This is a genomic window from Streptacidiphilus sp. P02-A3a, assembly GCF_014084105.1.
Lineage (GTDB): Bacteria > Actinomycetota > Actinomycetes > Streptomycetales > Streptomycetaceae > Streptacidiphilus.
This window is the reverse complement of record NZ_CP048289.1, coordinates 1,366,666-1,384,037: the sequence shown is the minus strand read 5'-3', so window position 1 is coordinate 1,384,037 and position 17,372 is coordinate 1,366,666. Positions and strand designations below refer to the sequence as shown.

Below are 17,372 nucleotides of genomic sequence, written 5' to 3'. Positions count from 1 at the left end.
GCACCCCACGAGTTGCGGTGGGGCAACTGTGACACACCTCGACGCGGACGTGATCCCCTCCCCTACCAGCGAGTTGGCGACAATTTCAGGGCCTTTGCCCGATTTGACGCCCCCTTTGCTGCTTCTCCACCACCTTTTCACACCCACGCCACCGTCCCGCCACCCCCCGCCCTCCCGAGCGGACGAGGGGCGGCGGCGGGCTCACAGCTCCGGCGGCAGCCCGTCGGCCGGACGGCCGGACACCCCGGGGCGGCGCTGCCACGGGTGCGGCCCCGACTCGGGCCGGTACTCGACGCCCAGCGCGTCCAGCCGCTCCAGGTGGACCGCCATCCGCTGCTGGAAGCCCGCGAAGTCGCGCTCGGCCGGCTCCTGCGGCAGTTGCGACCAGGCCACCTCGGCGAAGGCCGCGAGCCGGGGGAAGGCGTGGTAGTCGACCTCGCGGACGTCGTCCATGAACTCGGTCCACAGGTTGGCCTGAGTGCCGATCACATGCGCGGCGGCGACCGGGTCGGAACGCAGCGCGGGCGGCAGCGGCTCGAACCGGTAGAAGTCCTCCAGCGTGCGCACCCAGGCGACCGGGACCGGCTCGTCCGGCCCCGGGGCCTGCCGGAAGTTCAGGTAGACCTGCTGCTCGGGGCACATCACCACGTCGTGCCCGGCCAGCGCGGCGGTCACCCCGCCCTGGTAGCCGCGCCAGGAGGAGACGGTGGCGCCGGGAGCGAGCCCGCCCTCCCGTCGCCCACCACCACCCTCGCTCGGACGCCCTTCGAGCGACCCCCCTTCGAGGATCTCGTCCCAACCGATCAGCCGGCGTCCGCGGGCGGCCAGCCAGGTGTCGAAGTGGCGGATGAACCAGCTCTGCAGCTCGTCCTCGTCGGCGAGGCCGAGCTCCTTGATCCGGGCCTGGGCGGAGGGGCTGGCCCGCCACTGGTCCTTGGGGCACTCGTCGCCGCCGAGGTGGATGAAGGTGGCGGGGAAGATCTCCAGCACCTCCTCCAGCACGTGCTCGTAGAAGCGCAGCGTGCTGTCCTCGACGTTGAGCACGTTGGCGTTGACGCCCCAGTCGGTCCAGGTGCGCAGCGCCGCGGTGTCGACCACGTCGTGGTTGCCCAGCTCCGGGTAGGCGGCGATGGCGGCCTGGGCGTGGCCGGGGATGTCGATCTCGGGGACGACGGTGATCTGCCGGTCGTCGGCGTAGGCGACGATCTCGCGCAGGTCGTCCTGGGTGTAGAAGCCGCCGTGCGGACGGCTGTCGCGGCGCGCGGCCGACAGCTGCTCGGCGGTCAGTTGCGCGGCCTCGGCGGCGCCGGTGAGCCCCTCGGCCAGGCCGCCCCGGTAACCGGTCATGGAGCGCTCCCGCCAACCGCCGACCTCGGTCAGCCGGGGGTAGCGCTTGATCTCCATCCGCCAGCCCTGGTCGTCGGTCAGGTGCAGGTGCAGCACGTTGAGCTTGTGCGCGGCCATCAGGTCCAGGTAGCGCAGCACGTCGGCCTTGGTCAGGAAGTGCCGCGAGACGTCCAGCAGCACCCCGCGCCAGCCGAACCGCGGCTGGTCCCGGACGGTGCCGCCGGGCAGGCTCCAGCCGGAGCGCCGGAGCGGGGCGCGCCGGTACGCCTCGGGGCCGAGCAGCTGCCGCAGCGTCTGGGCGCCCCAGAACAGCCCGGCCGGGGCGCCGCCGGTGAGCCGCACCCGGCTCTCGGTGATCCGCAGCTCGTACCCCTCCGCGGCCAGCGCCGGGTCGAGCTCCAGCTCGATCCCGGGGGCACCGGCCGCCCCGGGCAGCAGCGGGAACCCGGTGGCCGCGCCCAGCGCCGACCGCAGCCACCCGGCCACCCGACCGGCCCCCGGACCGGCGCTGAGCGAGGTGTCCGCGTCCAGCTCGAAGCGGGACGGCTGGTCAGGGTCTTCCGGGGCCGGGCTTTCCAGGAACAGCGGGGCAGGTATGAGGTTCATGTGACGTCATCCTGCCCCGATCTGCACCAATGGTCCAGACCTATGGGCGACCCCGGGCCGGGCCGCTCCGGCCCGCGGGCTACTTGTCCTTGCCGCCCTTGTCCTTGTCCCCGCTGCCGTCCAGGCCCTCGTAGATCTCCTTGCACATCGGGCAGACCGGGTACTTCTTCGGGTCGCGCCCGGGCACCCAGACCTTGCCGCAGAGCGCCACGACCGGGCTGCCGGACAGCGCGCTGTCCATGATCTTGTCGCGCTTCACGTAGTGCGCGAACCGCTCGTGGTCGCCGTCGCCGTGGGATGTCTGCGGGACCGGCTCGACGAGGGTTCCGGTGCTGCCGCCGCGCTCCGGCTGGTACTCGGGGTCATAGGTGCTCATGGCACACCAGTCTAGGACTCGCCACCGGCCGTGGTACGGCGGCGGCGAAGTCGGCTCAGTTCAGCGAGGGGTCGTCCGGGTAGGTCGCCACCAGCGCCAGCTCGCCCCGCTGCCGCCGCAGCACCGAGCGCCACAGCCGTTCCGGGTCCGGCGAGGAGACGTCCCCGGGCTCGGACTCGACCAGGTACCAGGTGCCCTCCAGCAGCTCGTCCTCCAGCTGCCCGGGCGCCCATCCGGCGTAACCGGCGAAGATCCGCAGCGAGCCCAGCTCCGGGGCGAGCAGTTCCGGCGGCGCCTCCAGGTCGACCAGGCCGATCGCCCCGTGCACCCGCCGCCAGCCGAGGAACTCCCCCGAGGGCCACTCGCCCGGGACCACGGCCAGTCCCAGCGCCGAGTCCAGCGCCACCGGGCCGCCCTGGAAGACCACGGCGGGCGCGCCCGCGAACGCGCCCCAGGACTCCAGCACCGCGCCGACCTCGACCCCGGTCGGCCGGTTCAGGACCACGCCGAGGGTGCCCTCGGCGTCGTGGTCGATCAGCAGCACCACCGCACGGTCGAAGTTCGGATCGGTCAGCGCGGGTGTTGCCACCAGCAGCCTGCCCGCCAGCGAGACGGCCTCGGTCATGGCAGAAATGATCCCGCACATCCCGCCGGGCAGGCAACGCAACCGGCCGCGTCGCGGCGGGCGGCCCGCGTCGCGGCGGGTTGCGGCCTTCGGCGCGGCGCGCTGCGGTTGCCGCGCGGGCCCGCCCGTGAGAGCTTCACCACACGACGACTCCCCCGCCCCTCCTGCCCAATCCGGCCGCTCCCGCAAACACCCGGTGCGCCAGGGAACCGCTCCGGTGCGAATACCATCTTCCTTGGTGTCGGAACTTGACGTGTGTGCGCCGAACACTGCCCCCGCTCCACCCCCCAACCCTCCCCAGGATCGCGAGACCATGACCGACGACGTCCTGCTTGTCCATGGCGGCAACCCCCTTGAGGGCGAGATCCGTGTCCGCGGCGCGAAGAACCTCGTGCCCAAGGCCATGGTGGCCGCCCTGCTCGGGCAGGAGCCGAGCCGGCTCCGCAACGTTCCGGACATCCGTGACGTCAAGGTCGTGACCGGGCTGCTCCAGCTGCACGGGGTCACCGTGCTCCCCGGCGACGAGTCCGGCGAGATCGTGCTCGACCCCTCGCACGTCGAGAGCGCGAACGTCGCCGACATCGACGCCCACGCGGGCAGCTCGCGGATCCCGATCCTGTTCTGCGGCCCGCTGCTGCACCGGCTCGGCCACGCGTTCATCCCCGGCCTCGGCGGCTGCGACATCGGCGGACGCCCGGTCGACTTCCACTTCGACGTGCTCCGCCAGTTCGGCGCGGTCATCGAGAAGCACCCGCAGGGCACGGTGCTGACTGCCCCGCAGCGGCTGCGCGGCTGCAAGATCGAGCTGCCCTATCCCTCGGTCGGCGCAACCGAGCAGGTGCTGCTGACCGCGGTGCTGGCGGAGGGCGTGACCGAGCTGCGCAACGCCGCCATCGAGCCGGAGATCGTGGACCTGATCTGCGTGCTGCAGAAGATGGGCGCGATCATCTCCATGGGCACCGACCGGACCATCCTGGTCACCGGGGTGGACCGGCTCGGCGGCTACAACCACCGGGCGCTGCCGGACCGGCTCGAATCCGCCTCCTGGGCCTGCGCGGCGCTGGCCACCGGCGGCGACATCTTCGTCCGGGGCGCGCGGCAGCTGGAGATGATGACCTTCCTCAACACCTTCCGCAAGGTCGGCGGGGCGTTCGAGGTCGACGACGAGGGCATCCGCTTCTGGCACCCGGGCGGCGAGCTGACCGCCATCGCGCTGGAGACCGACGTCCACCCCGGTTTCCAGACCGACTGGCAGCAGCCGCTGGTGGTGGCGCTGACCCAGGCCACCGGCCTGTCGATCGTGCACGAGACCGTCTACGAGTCACGGCTCGGCTTCACCTCCGCGCTGAACCAGATGGGCGCGCACATCCAGCTGTACCGCGAGTGCCTGGGCGGCACCCCCTGCCGCTTCGGGCAGCGCAACTTCCTGCACTCGGCGGTGGTCTCCGGCCCGTCCAAGCTGCTCGGCGGCGAACTGGTCATCCCCGACCTGCGCGGCGGCTTCTCCTACCTGATCGCGGCACTGACCGCGCAGGGGCCGTCCAGCGTGCACGGGATCGACCTGATCAACCGGGGCTACGAGAACTTCATGAACAAGCTCCGGGCGCTGGGCGCGCAGGTGGAGCTGCCCGGCGAGGAGTCCGCTGACGAGCTGTGAGCACGGCCTCGGCCCGCCCCCGCTGACGGTCCGGCGGGGGCGGGCCGACTCGTTCACCGGCCCCGCTGGCTCACCGGCGGTGGTTCATCTGCGGTGGGTTCACCGGCGGACCGCGCCGAGCAGCCGGGCCCGGGGCCGGTTCAGCTCCGGCAGCCGCAGCGCGCAGGCGACGGCCAGGAACAGCAGCGCCATCACCGCCCCGCCGCTGAGCAGCGCCGGAACGGCGGCACCGGCGTCGGTCCGGGTCACCGCCCAGGCCGCGGCGGCGGCCAGTGCCCCGGCCAGGACCAGCTTGCCGTAGGTGCGGGCCAGCCGCCTGCCGTCGATCCGGCCTTCGAGCCGACGGCGCAGCCGGGCGCCGGTGACCAGCAGCCCGGCCAGGTAGGACACCGAGTACGCGGCCGCCATCCCGATCACCGCCCAACGGGTGGGCAGCAGTTGGTGGCAGGCCGCGGCCAGGGCGATGTCCAGGCCGGAGATGCACACCGCCATCAGGAACGGCGTCCGGGTGTCCTGGAACGCGTAGAACCCGCGCAGCAGCAGGTACTGCGCGGAGAACGGGATCAGGCCGAGCGCGAAGGCCTGGAGCATCCGGCCCATCGGCAGCGTCGGGCCCGGGTGGTGCCCGACGCCGAACAGCAGCGAGGTCAGCTGCGGGCCCAGGGCCAGGAAGAAGAAGGCCACCGGGACGATCACCAGGCCGGTGAGCCGCAGCCCGCGGGAGAGGTCGGCCCGCACGTCGTCCAGCCGCTCCTCGGCGACGGCCCGGCTCATCCGGGGCAGCAGCGCGGTCACGGCGGTGACGGTGACCACGGACTGCGGCAGCAGCCAGATGGTCTGCGCGAAGAAGTACGCGGTGTTGCCCGCCCCGGCCGTGGGCAGCGCGGTGTCGACGTCCGCCGAGTAGCGGGTGACCACGGTCAGCGCGACCTGGTTGGCCAGCACGAAGAGCAGCGTCCAGCGGGCGGCGGTGACGCTGGCGCGCAGGCCGTTCCCGCGCCAGTCGAAGCGCGGGCGGAGCACGAAGCCCGCGTCCCGCAGGTACGGCAGCAGCGCCAGCGACTGCAGCGCGATGCCCAGGGTGGTGCCCACGCCGAGCAGTCTGACCTGCGCGGCGGTGACCCCGGTGGCGTCGTGCGGGCCGCCGACCAGGCCCAGGTAGAGGCCGAACAGGGTGATCAGGACCAGGTTGTTGAGCAGCGGGGTCCACATCATCGCGCCGAAGCGGTCGCGGACGTTGAGGATCTGACCGAAGATCGCGAAGAGCCCGTAGAAGAAGATCTGCGGCAGCAGGAAGCGGGCGAACTCGACCGACAGCTCGAAGGTCTGGTGGTCGCGCGGGGTGTCGGCCAGGTAGAGCGAGACGATCTGCGGGGCGGCCAGCACCGCGAGTACCGTGCCGACGCCCAGGACGCACAGCACCAGGGTCACGATCCGCTGCTCGTGGGCCCGCCCGCCGTCCGGGTGCTGCTCGCGGGCCCGGACCAGCTGCGGGACCAGCACCGAGTTCAGCGCGCCGCCGATCAGCAGCGTGTAGATACTGGTGGGGACGGTGTTGGCGACGTTGTACGTGGTGGCCAGCAGGCCGGTGCTGAGCGCCGCGCCCTGGAGCACCAGCCGGATCAGCCCGGTGGCCCGGGAGACCACCGTGCCGACCGCCATCAGCACCGAGGAGCGGCCGAGACCGGCCCGGGCGCCCTGGCCGTCGCGGGGGCTCCGGGCGGTCCGCGGAGCCGCCGCCGGGCGGGGGCCGGGGCGGGCCGCGTGGCGGGCCGGGCCCCGGCTGTCCGGGCGGGCCGCGTGCCTGGCTGATCGCATAACGTCAGGGACGCTCGGACGGCGCGCCGGGTTCCCGGGGCGCCCGGAACGGCGCCGCGCCGGGCGGTCCTCCTGGAGGGGGGACCGCCCGGCGCGGCTGCTGCTGCCTGGGGGCTTACTTGCCCTTGGCGGCTTCCTTGAGCTTGGAGCCCGCGGAGACCTTCACGCTGTAGCCGGCCGCGATCTGGATCGGGTCGCCGGTCTGGGGGTTGCGCGCGGTGCGGGCGGCACGGTGGGTGCGCTCGAAGGTCAGGAAGCCGGGGATGGTGACCTTCTCGTCGCCCTTGGCGACGACGTCGCCGACGACCTCGGCGAGCGCGGCCAGAACGGCGTCGGCGTCCTTGCGGGTCACCTCGGCGCGCTCGGACAGAGCGGCCACCAGCTCACTGCGGTTCATATGTACTCCATGTGGTCTGTCGCGTTGCGATCCTCGGCTGCCCCAAAGGACCGCCGCCTCGGCTGCCGAGCCACCCAACCGGGTGACTCCCGACAGACGATGGGGGATCTCGTTCGATGCCCCAGGCTGCGCAAATCTCTTGCCTTGGCACGAATCCTGCCCCCACTACCGCCGGGAAAGCGAATCCGGCACCCGTGAGAGTCACACGAACAGCGCCACAGGCCGAGCGCTGTGACGCCGCGTCCGCCGCTGGTTCCGACCCCCGGATGGGGTGGCGCGACGTGGCTCTCGGCGGAAGTCGTGACGGCCTCCCCGTACGGGTCGGGCACGGCACGCCGGTCCAGGGACACGGTACGCCACTGGGACGAGAACCGCCCAAACGGGGACGTTCACTGGATCGTCCCAGGTCTGACGACCCGTCGCGGCGCCGGGGCGTTCGAGTACGTCCCAGCGGCCTCCCAGGAACTTCCCAGGAAGGTCCCAGGGCGTCCCAGGTGTCCCCGGCCGTCCCTGGGACGTCCCCGGCCGTCCCAGCGCGTCCCAGTCGCGTCCCAGGTCGTCCCAGGTCGTCCCAGCACGTCCCAGCCGGTCAGACGTGGATGATCGGGATGCTGCCGGTCTCGTCGGCGGCCGGTCCCGAGTTCGCGGTACCGGCGGCCAGCGCGGCCTCGCGGACTGCGGCGGCCACGGTCTTGGCCACGTCCGGGTGGAACACGCTCGGGATGATGTAGTTGGCGTTCAGCTGCTCCGGGGCGACCGTGGCGGCCAGCGCCAGGGCGGCGGCGATCATCATCTCGCTGTTGACGGTGCGGCTCTGCGCGTCCAGCAGGCCGCGGAAGACCCCGGGGAAGACCAGCACGTTGTTGATCTGGTTCGGGAAGTCGCTGCGCCCGGTGGCCACCACCGCGGCGGTCTGCCGGGCCACCGCCGGGTCCACCTCCGGGTCGGGGTTGGCCAGCGCGAACACGATCGCGTCCGGCGCCATCGCCGCGATGTCCTCGCCGGACAGCACGTTGGGCGCGGAGACGCCGATGAAGACGTCGGCGTCGTGCACGGCCTCCTTCAGGGTGCCGGTGCGGTTGCTGCGGTTGGTGTTCTCGGCGATCCAGCGCAGCGAGTCGTCCAGGTCGTCCCGGCCGAGGTGGACCACGCCGTGCACGTCGGCGACGGTCGCGTGGTTGACGCCGGCGTCCAGCAGCAGCCGCAGGATGGCGGTACCGGCCGCTCCGGCGCCGGACATGACCACCCGCACGTCGCCGATCTCCTTGCCGACGACCTGGAGCGCGTTGGTGAGCGCGGCCAGCACCACGATCGCGGTGCCGTGCTGGTCGTCGTGGAACACCGGGATGTCCAGCGCCTCGCGCAGCCGCGCCTCGATCTCGAAGCAGCGGGGCGCGGAGATGTCCTCCAGGTTGATCCCGGCGAAGCCCGGCGCGATGGCCTTGACGATGGCCACGATCTCGTCGCTGTCCTGGGTGTCCAGGCAGATCGGCCAGGCGTCGATCCCGGCGAAGCGCTTGAACAGGGCGGCCTTGCCCTCCATCACCGGCAGCGCGGCCATCGGGCCGATGTTGCCGAGCCCGAGCACCGCCGAACCGTCGGTGACCACGGCGACGCTGTTGCGCTTGATGGTGAGCCGGCGGGCGTCCTCGGGGTTCTCGGCGATGGCCATGCACACCCGGGCCACGCCCGGGGTGTAGATCATGCTGAGGTCGTCACGGTTGCGGATCGGCAGCTTGGACGACATCTCGATCTTGCCGCCGAGGTGCATCAGGAAGGTGCGGTCGGAGACCTTGCCGATCTCGACGCCGTCGATGGCCCGCAGCTTGTCGACGATCTCCTCCGCGTGCGCCACGGAGGCGGCGGCGATGGTGACGTCGATGCGCAGCGCCTCAAGGCCGGAGGCGGTCACGTCGAGACCGGTCACGGACCCGCCGGAGGACTCCACCGAGGTGGTGATCTGGCTCACCGCGTTGCCGCGGGCCGGGACCTCCATCCGCACCGTGATCGAGTTCGACACGCTTGGCACCGTTGCCATCGTTCCTTCTTCCGTGAGCACGTTCGTTGTGCGCTGTTCGCCGTGCGCTGGTTCGCCGGTTTCCGCTTCGATGATCCCACCTACCAGCCAGTAGGTGGAAATATTGTTCCACTGCGCGGATAGCCGCAGCTGGGGCGGGCCCCGGGACGGGTCACCGGGCGGCCGGGGGCGGAAGTTTCTCCGGCGAAGGGAATGCGTTTCCGGGAGGCTTTGTTAGTCTGGGTGTGCGGCACCGGCTCGATCCAAGCCCCCGGGCCCAACCTTAGTCGCTTCGAGCGACCACTTGCCGCGAGGCGAGCATGGCGGGTCGGTGTCGCACTGATCGTCAACTGAGGCTCCCCACCTGACTGGTGGGGAGCCTCAGTGCTGTCGCCGACCGTGGCGGTGTCAGTCCCGCAGCAGCGCCGGGACTCCGTCGGCGTCCGGCAGGTCCAGCGGTCCCGACAGCACCGTCAGCCGCTGGGTCGCCCGGGTCAGCGCCACGTAGAGCACCCGCAGCCCGGCGTCCGACTCGCCCGCGATCCCGGAGGGGTCGGCCACGACCGTGGCGTCGTACTCCAGGCCCTTGGCCTCCAGGCTGCCCAGCGCCACCGCCCGGCGGCCGAGCCCGTCGATCCAGCCGGCCGCCTCCTCCCGGCGGTCCATCGGGACGACGATGCCGACCGTGCCGTCCACCTCCGCCAGCAGCCGCTCCACCTCGGCCCGCGCCGCCGGACCGACCCGGTCCTCGGCCGCCACCGACACGAAGCGCGGGTGCACGCCGGTGGAGCGCACCGCGTTCGGCGGCAGCGTGCCCGGGGCGGCCTGCGCCAGGATCCGCGCCGCCACCTCGGCGATCTCGGCCGGGTTCCGGTAGTTGGTGGTCAGCGTGTAGCTCCGGCGCGGCTTGCTGCCCAGGGTCTCGTCCATCGCCGCCTGCGCCTCGGCCGGGTCGATCCAGGAGCTCTGCGCCGGGTCGCCGACGATGGTCCAGGTCGCCTGCCGGGCCCGGCGGCCGATCATGCGCCACTGCATCGGGGTCAGGTCCTGCGCCTCGTCCACGATGATGTGGGCGTAGTCGCGGCGCTCGTCGGCCTCCCGCCGGGACTCGGCGCGGCGGGAGCGCTCGGCGAAGGTGGTGACCTCGTCCAGGCCGGTCAGCAGGTCCATCGGGTTCACCTCGCGGCTGCGCTGCCGGGCGGCCTCGCCGAGCAGCACCGTCAGCTCGTCCAGCAGCGCCACATCGTGCGCGGTGACGCTGCCGCGCCCGGCGTCGTCCAGCTGCCGCCAGGAGCCCGCCAGCAGCCGGACCTCCGGCTGGCTCAGTTCGCCGCGGGCCAGCCGGGCGATCCGGCGCTGGTCGCGCAGGGTCGCCAGCACCCGGCGCGGGGTGAGCGCGGGCCACCAGGCGTCGAGGAAGGCCAGGAACCCCTCCTCGTCGCTGACGTACTCGTCGAAGGCCTCCCGCTCGCGCTGCTGCTGCTCGCGGTCCAGCCGGTCGGTCGGCCGGGGCCGGGTGCGCAGCAGCAGCGACCACAGGGCGTCCAGCAGCAGTCGCCGGGCACGCGGGCGGAGCAGGTTGATCGGGGTGCCGCCGGTGCCCAGGACGGTCCGCCGCAGGTTGCGCAGCGCGTTGGCGTCCAGCCGCAGCACCTCGCCGAGAGCGGTCACCCGCAGCTCGGTCGGCGTGTCGTCGGTGTCCACCGCGGCCCGGGCGGCGCGGCGGGTCAGCGTGACCATCCGCGAGGAGCCCTTGACCCGGGCCGCCTCCGGGCTGTCGTAGGCGTCCGCCTCGATGCCTTCCACCAGGCTGCCGACCGCGCGGATCGCGACCTGCCCCTCCTCCCCCAGCGCGGGCAGCACCCCCTCGGTGTAGGAGACCAGCAGCGGGGTCGGGCTGACCACCAGGATCCCGCCCGCGTAGCGGCGGCGGTCCTGGTAGAGCAGGAAGGCGGCGCGGTGCAGCGCCACGGCGGTCTTGCCGGTACCGGGACCGCCGCTGACCAGGGTCGCGCCGGTGGCGGCGGCCCGGATCACGATGTCCTGCTCCTGCTGGATGCTGGAGACGATGTCGCGCATGGTGTGGCCGCGGGCCCGGCCCAGCGTCGCCATCAGCGCGCCGTCGCCGATGACCGCCAGCGGCTCGCCGTCGAGGACCGGCTCCAGCTCGGGGCGCAGCAGGTCGTCCTCGACACCGAGGACCCGGCGTCCGCGCGAGCGGATCACCCGGCGGCGGAGCACCCGGCCGGGCTGTAGCGGGGTGGCCCGGTAGAAGGGCGCGGCGGCCGGCGCCCGCCAGTCGATCACCAGCGGCCCGTACTCCGCGTCGAGCACCCCGATCCGGCCGATGTGCAGCGACTCGGCGACGGCCGGGTCGGCCGGGTCGAGCGGCGTCTGCGAGGGGAAACCATCCTCCTCGGGGCTGTCCGGCTGCTGGAGGTCGATCCGGCCGAACAGGAAGTCCTCGAACTCGCTGTTCAGCCGCTGGAGGTGCGCTCCGGCCTGAAACACCTGGGCGTCGCGCTCGGCGAGCGCCCCGGGGGTGCCCACCTGGAACTTGCGGCTGGCGTCGTCGAGGATGAACTCGGCCTCGGCCAGCTTCTCCTCCAGCCGGTGGTACACCTGGTCGAGATGATGCTGCTCCACCGCGATCTCGCGGTCCCGCAGCGTCTCCGCCTGGGTCTGCGCCTGCGCTTCGCTCTCCGTTTTCCCGGCCTGCCTGTCTGTGTGCGCGTCGTTGCTGGTCCCGCTGGTCCTGCTGGGCGCGGACATGTGCCCCCTGTCGTACGTCATCTCTTGCTGTTCTGCCCCGTCACGAAATGGGGGACGGGCAACCCTACGCCATTCCCGGCCCCGAGGTGAGGGCAGCGGGCCGGTCGGCTGCCGGAACCGCCGAGGTCAGCGGAGCAAAACGCCTTCGCCCGCGCCGGGGAGCCCGGCGCGGGCGAAGGGGTGGATCCATGGGGTGTGGTGGAGGTGGCGGGAATCGAACCCGCGTCCTGTGGTGCGGAACCAGGGCTTCTCCGAGCGCAGTCCGCTGTGCTTTTCTCGGCCCCGGCAGTCACACGGACAAGCCGCCGACAGGCCCAGTCACTGTTTGATTTCCCGCCGCTCCCCGTGACCGGGCGCGACGGTTGAGTTCCCTAGATTATGCCAGGGTCCGGGACGGGAACGCGCCCGGGCTGACACCTTCGTTTACTCGCTCAGGCGGCGAGGGCGAAGGAATCGCGCTTGGAATTGGCGATTATGTTTTGCGACACGTGGTTAACGAGATCATTGCCGCGTTTCTCGGCTCGCTTCCCCTGGATCGACATCCCCAGTCGAAACCGATCACCCCCATGGGGTGCTGTTCATTTGTCAAGGCGGGCTTCCAGCACCCGCCGTCCCGCCTGGACCTGGGGGGTCCTGCGGAACACCTTCATCCTACGGCCCCGCTGAGGCGGGGGTCCAGTTCATTAGCCGCCGGAGCGGCGACGCACGGCCGCCAGCACCCGGTCGGTCTCCCGACGGTCCTGCTGCTCACGCAGGGTCTGCCGCTTGTCGTGCAGCTTCTTGCCCTGGGCCAGCGCCAGCAGCAGCTTGGCCCGGCCGTCCTTGAAGTACAGCGACAACGGGACCAGGGTGAAGCCGGACTCGCGCAGCTTGGACTCCAGTTTGCGGATCTCCTCCTTGTGCATCAGCAGTTTCCGCTTGCGCCGGGCGGCGTGGTTGGTCCACGTACCCTGCGCGTACTCCATGATGTGGACGTTGTGCAGCCAGGCCTCGCCGCCGGTGATCTCCGCGAAACCGTCCACCAGTGAGGCCCGGCCGGCGCGCAGTGACTTCACCTCGGTACCGGTCAGTACCAGCCCGCACTCGATCTCGTCCAGGATGTTGTAGTCGTGCCGCGCCTTCTTGTTCTGCGCGACGAGCTTACGTCCGGGTTCTTTTACCTTCGCCATGATGCGGGCCATTGTCGCACTCGGGAGGGCCGGTCGGCACTGAGGTTATGCGGACGCCCCGGGCACCGTGCGGTACCCGGGGCGTGCGCGGCGAGGGCCGGGGGTCAGACCCGCAGGTACTTGCGCAGGGTGAGGAAGGCCGCGATCGAGGACATCACCACACCGAACACCAGGATCAGCGGCATCACCTGGAAGACCGGGCCCCAGCCGATGAAGTTGATCAGCGAGATCTGCTTGCTCAGGAACTGGTCGACCAGCAGGTACTTGCCGATCGCCAGCATCCCCGAGGCCAGCACCGCGCCGACCACCGCCGCGAACGCCGCCTCGGCGATGAACGGCATCTGCACGTAGAAGTTGGAGGCGCCGACCAGGCGCATGATCCCGGTCTCGCGCTTTCGGCTGAAGGCCGACACCCGGACCGTGTTGACCACCAGCAGCACCGTCACGCAGGCCATGATCGCCATGATCGTCCAGGCCACCACCTGGGCCCCGTTCAACAGGTTGAACAGCGGTTTCAGGACCTCGCTCTGGTCCTGGACCTCACTGACGCCGGGCTGGCCGGCCACCATGCTGGTGATCGAGTCGTACTTCTGCGGGTTGTAGAGCTTGACTCGCAGCGAGTACTCCATCTGGTCCGGGGTGAGGTTCACCAGGATCGGGTTGTTCGGCGACTGCTCCTTGAAGTTGGCGTACGCCTGTGCCTGGTCCTCGGTGTAGATCTGCTGGACCAGGCCGCTGGACTGGAGCTGCTGCCGGACCGCCGCGATCTGCGAGGTGGTGGCCGGTCCCGAGGCGCAGCCCGGGTACATCTTGACGTTGCCGGCGTCGGTCTTGTTGCAGAAGAACACCGAGACCTCGACCCGGCTGTCCCAGTAGCCGCGCATGTTGCCGACCTGGGTGTTCAGCAGGATCGCCGCTCCCGCCAGCGCCAGCGAGAGCGCCACGCTCACGATGACCGCGATGGTCATCGTCAGATTGCGTCGGAGACCTACAAGGATCTCCGACATGACGAACTGTACTCGCATGACTTCCTAGCTGGTTGGGGCGTCGGCCTGGTGCGGACGCCGAGTGGCGGCGGGCTCCAGGTCAGTGCTGGTAGCCGTACACGCCACGGGACTGGTCGCGGACGAGGTGGCCCTGGTCGAGCTCGATGACGCGCTTGCGCATCTGGTCGACGATCGCCTGGTCGTGGGTGGCCATCAGCACGGTGGTTCCGGTCCGGTTGATCCGGTCCAGCAGCTTCATGATGCCGACGGAGTTCTGCGGGTCGAGGTTTCCGGTCGGCTCGTCCGCGATCAGCAGCATCGGACGGTTCACGAAGGCGCGGGCGATGGCGACGCGCTGCTGCTCACCACCGGAGAGCTCGCCGGGCATCCGGTCCTGCTTGCCGGCCAGGCCGACCAGTTCCAGCACCTCGGGCACGACCTTGCCGATGACGGACCGGGGCTTGCCGATGACCTCAAGCGCGAACGCGACGTTCTGGCCCACGGTCTTGTTCGGCAGCAGCCGGAAGTCCTGGAAGACGGTGCCCAGTTGGCGCCGCATCTGCGGGACCTTCCAGTTGGACAGCTTGGCCAGGTCCTTGCCGAGCACGTGGACGTCACCGGTGCTCGGCCGCTCCTCGCGCAGGATCAACCGCAGGAACGTCGACTTGCCGGAACCTGAGGAGCCGACCAGGAAGACGAACTCGCCCTTCTCGATTTCGAGCGAGACGTTGTCCAGCGCCGGACGGTTCTGCTTGGGATAGGTCTTGGAGACATTGTCGAATCGGATCACGGCTGCATCACGGTCGGCCAGTCTAGGTGGAGGGCGGCGTGCGGTTCACCGGATGACCGGAACCTTCACAACCCTCTGCGCGGGCAGGGACAGGGCAGTCGGCGGAACCGCGCCGCGGCACGCCGCACAGCACCCCCAGGTCTGGCCGACCTTACGCGAAGCCGCCACCGGATCGCAGTCTCGGACCGGGAATCCTGCGGGAGTTAACGGACATACAAGAACAAAAGCCAAAAAATAATAGGGGTCGAGCCGTGGATTCTCAGGCTCGGTGACGCAGGGCGATCACGCGCGGAACCGGAACCCGGCCGAATCGTGTTCGACGTGGCACAGTGGAGGGAACCCACCCGGCATGGTGTCTCGTTGGGCAGGTCGAAGGAGGAGATCGTTGTGACGTTCGACCGTCTGGTGTGCGCCAACTGTTCAGGACCGGTGAGCGAGGGGCGCTGCCCCACCTGTCGTGCGAGTCGGCGGCAGATGGAGGAGCAGCAGAAGCTGTTCGGCTCGATCTCCCCCGCCGCACTGATCGCACTGATCACGGCCCTGGTCGCGTGCGTGCTGATAGCCCGGCACGCGTTCGCCTGAGGCACGGAGTCCCTGAGGCCTGAGCGGCCTGGCTCCAGCCGAGCTTGAGCTGGGCACGTCACCGTCACCCGCACGGGGGCGGGCAGATCAACGGACCGAGAGGTCCGTCTGCCCGCCCCCGTGCGTTTGTCCGTCCCGGATCGGCCCTGCTCAGGTCAGCCCCGCCCGGGTCAGTGGCTGCGGCGCGGGGTCCGCCGGGGGCCGAAGCGGAACACCAGTCCGCCCGCGATCAGGGTCGCGCTGCCGGACAGCAGCCAGGGGACGCTCTGGTCGGTCCCGGTCTCGGCGAGGGTCTGCCGGGGCTGCGGCTGGGCCACCGGGGCGGTCTGGCCGCCTCCGGGCGTCGTGGGCGCGGCCGAGCCGGACGCCGACGCTCCGCCCGCGGGCGCGCTGCTGGCACCGGCACCGCCGGTGGCGGAGGCCGTCGCCGAGGAGGCGGCACCGCTCGGCGTCGCGCTGCCGGTGGGCGGCGTGGACGCGGGCGGCGCGGTGTCGCCCGCGCTGTCACTGGGGGCGGCGTCCGCGGTGTCCGCACCGGTGGCCGGGTCGGACGCGGGGTCGCTGGGCGCGGCGGAGGCCGTGGTCGGCGCGTCGCCGGCGGTGTCCGCGCTCTGCGGCACCGCGGTAAAGGTCTGGTTGGGCGACACCCCGGGGACGGAGACCGCCTCGGCCACACCCGTCACGGTCAGGCCCGCGCCGGACAGCACCAGCGCCGCTCCGGCGATTCTCGCCGCCCGGGAGCGTATGCCCCCGGGTTTCCTCCGGTGTCCGCTTCGCACAACGGCCCCTCTCCGCACGGGTGCCCGCTGGCGCGGGCACTGCGCGGTCAGCATGGTCAAGAGCGACCCGGAACGTCAACGGCGATCTGTCCGCTTTTGCGGGCAAATCGCCGTTACCGTTCCGAAATATGCACCCAGGTCCGGAACCGGGGCCGAGCCACCACCAGCGGTTACCCGGCGTTGTCGTTCTTCTCACTCTGCTTGCGCCAGCGGATACCGGCCTCGATGAAGCCGTCCAGCTCGCCGTCGAGCACCGCCTGCGGGTTGCCCACCTCGTACTGCGTGCGCAGGTCCTTGACCTGCTGGTACGGGTGCAGCACGTACGAGCGCATCTGGTTGCCCCAGGAACTGCCGCCGTCCTTGAGCGCGTCCATCTCCGCCTTCTCCTCCTGGCGGCGGCGCGCCAGCAGCTTGGCCTGGAGCACGTTCATGGCGCTGGCGCGGTTCTGGATCTGCGAGCGCTCGTTCTGGCAGGAGACCACGATGTTGGTCGGCAGGTGGGTGATCCGCACCGCCGAGTCGGTGGTGTTGACGCCCTGCCCGCCGGGGCCGGAAGAGCGGTAGACGTCGATCCGGAGCTCGGACTCGTCGATGTCGACGTGGTCGCTCTTCTCGACGACCGGCAGCACCTCGACGCCCGCGAAGGACGTCTGGCGGCGGCCCTGGTTGTCGAACGGCGAGATCCGGACCAGCCGGTGGGTGCCCTGCTCGACCGAGAGCGTGCCGTAGGCATAGGGGGTCTTGACCGCGAAGGTCGCCGACTTGATGCCCGCCTCCTCCGCGTACGAGGTGTCGTAGACCTCGGTCGGGTAGCCGTGGCGCTCGGCCCAGCGCAGGTACATCCGCATCAGCCGCTCGGCGAAGTCGGCGGCGTCCACGCCGCCCGCCTCGGCCCGGATGTTGACCACGGCCTCGCGGACGTCGTACTCGCCCGAGAGCAGGGTGCGGACCTCCATCTCGTCCACGGCCTTCTGCACGTCGGCCAGCTCGGCATCGGCCTCGGCCCGGGCGTCCGCGTCGCCCTCGTCCTCGGCGAGTTCGAACATGACCGCGAGGTCCTCGATCCGGCTGCGCAGGCTCAGCACCTTGCGCAGCTCGCCCTGGAGGTAGGAGAGCTTGCTGGTCACCTGCTGGGCGACGTCCACGTCGTCCCACAGGTTGGGCGCGGCGGCCTGCTCCTCGAAGACCGCGATGTCGGCCCGGATCTTGTCGAGGTCGACCACAGCCTCGATGGACGACATGGTCGTCTCTAGGGACTTGAGTTCTTCGGAAGGATCGATGGCTGCCACGCCACCAGCCTAATGGTTCCGACCGGCGACCTCCGCCCCCGGTTCCGCCCGGGGGCGCACCGAGGCGCCCGGGGGCGGCCCCGGACCGGCCCCCGCCCCCTGGGACGTTCCGTCCGTCCCACGTCGTCCCAGCTCGTCCCATGTCGTCCCAGCTCGTCCCTG

General features: G+C 71.2%; 14 protein-coding genes and 1 other RNA gene. 2 read left to right on the top strand and 13 right to left on the bottom strand.

The window, feature by feature from the left end; genetic code table 11:
• Positions 1–201 precede the first annotated feature (201 nt).
• From GXP74_RS06315 to GXP74_RS06305, 3 genes are all read right to left on the bottom strand, one after another.
• A complete protein-coding gene (locus GXP74_RS06315; protein ID WP_182450418.1) occupies positions 202–1,953 on the bottom strand; it encodes a beta-N-acetylhexosaminidase in 1,752 nt (583 codons plus the stop codon).
• A gap of 79 nt (positions 1,954–2,032) precedes the next feature.
• The gene (locus GXP74_RS06310; protein WP_182450417.1) at positions 2,033–2,329 is read right to left on the bottom strand and encodes a DUF3039 domain-containing protein; all 297 of its coding nucleotides are present in this window, start codon (positions 2,327–2,329) and stop codon (positions 2,033–2,035) included.
• 55 nt (positions 2,330–2,384) lie between these two features.
• Complete coding sequence (locus GXP74_RS06305) at positions 2,385–2,963, bottom strand: YqgE/AlgH family protein (RefSeq protein WP_182456191.1); 579 nt, start codon at positions 2,961–2,963, stop codon at positions 2,385–2,387.
• 304 nt (positions 2,964–3,267) lie between these two features.
• On the opposite strand from GXP74_RS06305, the gene murA reads away from it, so the two are divergent.
• Complete coding sequence (gene murA, locus GXP74_RS06300) at positions 3,268–4,611, top strand: UDP-N-acetylglucosamine 1-carboxyvinyltransferase (RefSeq protein WP_182450416.1); 1,344 nt, start codon at positions 3,268–3,270, stop codon at positions 4,609–4,611.
• 99 nt (positions 4,612–4,710) lie between these two features.
• Here murA and murJ read toward each other — a convergent pair whose 3' ends face one another.
• From murJ to ftsE, 8 genes are all read right to left on the bottom strand, one after another.
• The gene (murJ, locus tag GXP74_RS06295; RefSeq protein WP_255528090.1) at positions 4,711–6,429 is read right to left on the bottom strand and encodes a murein biosynthesis integral membrane protein MurJ; all 1,719 of its coding nucleotides are present in this window, start codon (positions 6,427–6,429) and stop codon (positions 4,711–4,713) included.
• Between the two features lie 115 nt (positions 6,430–6,544).
• Positions 6,545–6,826 (bottom strand): HU family DNA-binding protein, encoded by a 282-nt coding sequence (locus GXP74_RS06290; RefSeq protein ID WP_030260605.1) that lies wholly within the window; start codon positions 6,824–6,826, stop codon positions 6,545–6,547.
• A 589-nt stretch (positions 6,827–7,415) separates the two neighbouring features.
• Positions 7,416–8,864 (bottom strand): NAD-dependent malic enzyme, encoded by a 1,449-nt coding sequence (locus GXP74_RS06285; RefSeq protein WP_182450415.1) that lies wholly within the window; start codon positions 8,862–8,864, stop codon positions 7,416–7,418.
• Positions 8,865–9,251: 387 nt separating this feature from the next.
• Entirely contained in the window at positions 9,252–11,636 is a 2,385-nt protein-coding gene (locus GXP74_RS06280; protein WP_225447746.1) for a UvrD-helicase domain-containing protein, read from the bottom strand.
• 175 nt (positions 11,637–11,811) lie between these two features.
• Positions 11,812–12,181: a transfer-messenger RNA gene (gene ssrA, locus GXP74_RS06275) on the bottom strand.
• 117 nt (positions 12,182–12,298) lie between these two features.
• Positions 12,299–12,784: an SsrA-binding protein SmpB gene (smpB, locus tag GXP74_RS06270; protein WP_370468379.1), complete on the bottom strand. Its 486-nt coding sequence runs from the start codon at positions 12,782–12,784 to the stop codon at positions 12,299–12,301.
• A gap of 104 nt (positions 12,785–12,888) precedes the next feature.
• The gene (gene ftsX / locus GXP74_RS06265) at positions 12,889–13,809 is read right to left on the bottom strand and encodes a permease-like cell division protein FtsX (protein ID WP_182450413.1); all 921 of its coding nucleotides are present in this window, start codon (positions 13,807–13,809) and stop codon (positions 12,889–12,891) included.
• 61 nt (positions 13,810–13,870) lie between these two features.
• Positions 13,871–14,560, bottom strand: coding sequence for a cell division ATP-binding protein FtsE (gene ftsE, locus GXP74_RS06260; protein WP_182441818.1), 690 nt, complete (start codon positions 14,558–14,560; stop codon positions 13,871–13,873).
• Positions 14,561–14,947: 387 nt separating this feature from the next.
• On the opposite strand from ftsE, the gene GXP74_RS06255 reads away from it, so the two are divergent.
• Positions 14,948–15,142: a hypothetical protein gene (locus GXP74_RS06255; protein ID WP_182450412.1), complete on the top strand. Its 195-nt coding sequence runs from the start codon at positions 14,948–14,950 to the stop codon at positions 15,140–15,142.
• 170 nt (positions 15,143–15,312) lie between these two features.
• Here GXP74_RS06255 and GXP74_RS06250 read toward each other — a convergent pair whose 3' ends face one another.
• Together GXP74_RS06250 and prfB are read right to left on the bottom strand one after the other, a co-directional pair.
• Complete coding sequence (locus GXP74_RS06250) at positions 15,313–15,849, bottom strand: hypothetical protein (RefSeq protein ID WP_182450411.1); 537 nt, start codon at positions 15,847–15,849, stop codon at positions 15,313–15,315.
• A gap of 242 nt (positions 15,850–16,091) precedes the next feature.
• The gene (prfB, locus tag GXP74_RS06245) at positions 16,092–17,210 is read right to left on the bottom strand and encodes a peptide chain release factor 2 (protein WP_182450410.1); all 1,119 of its coding nucleotides are present in this window, start codon (positions 17,208–17,210) and stop codon (positions 16,092–16,094) included.
• Between the last annotated feature and the right edge of the window lie 162 nt (positions 17,211–17,372).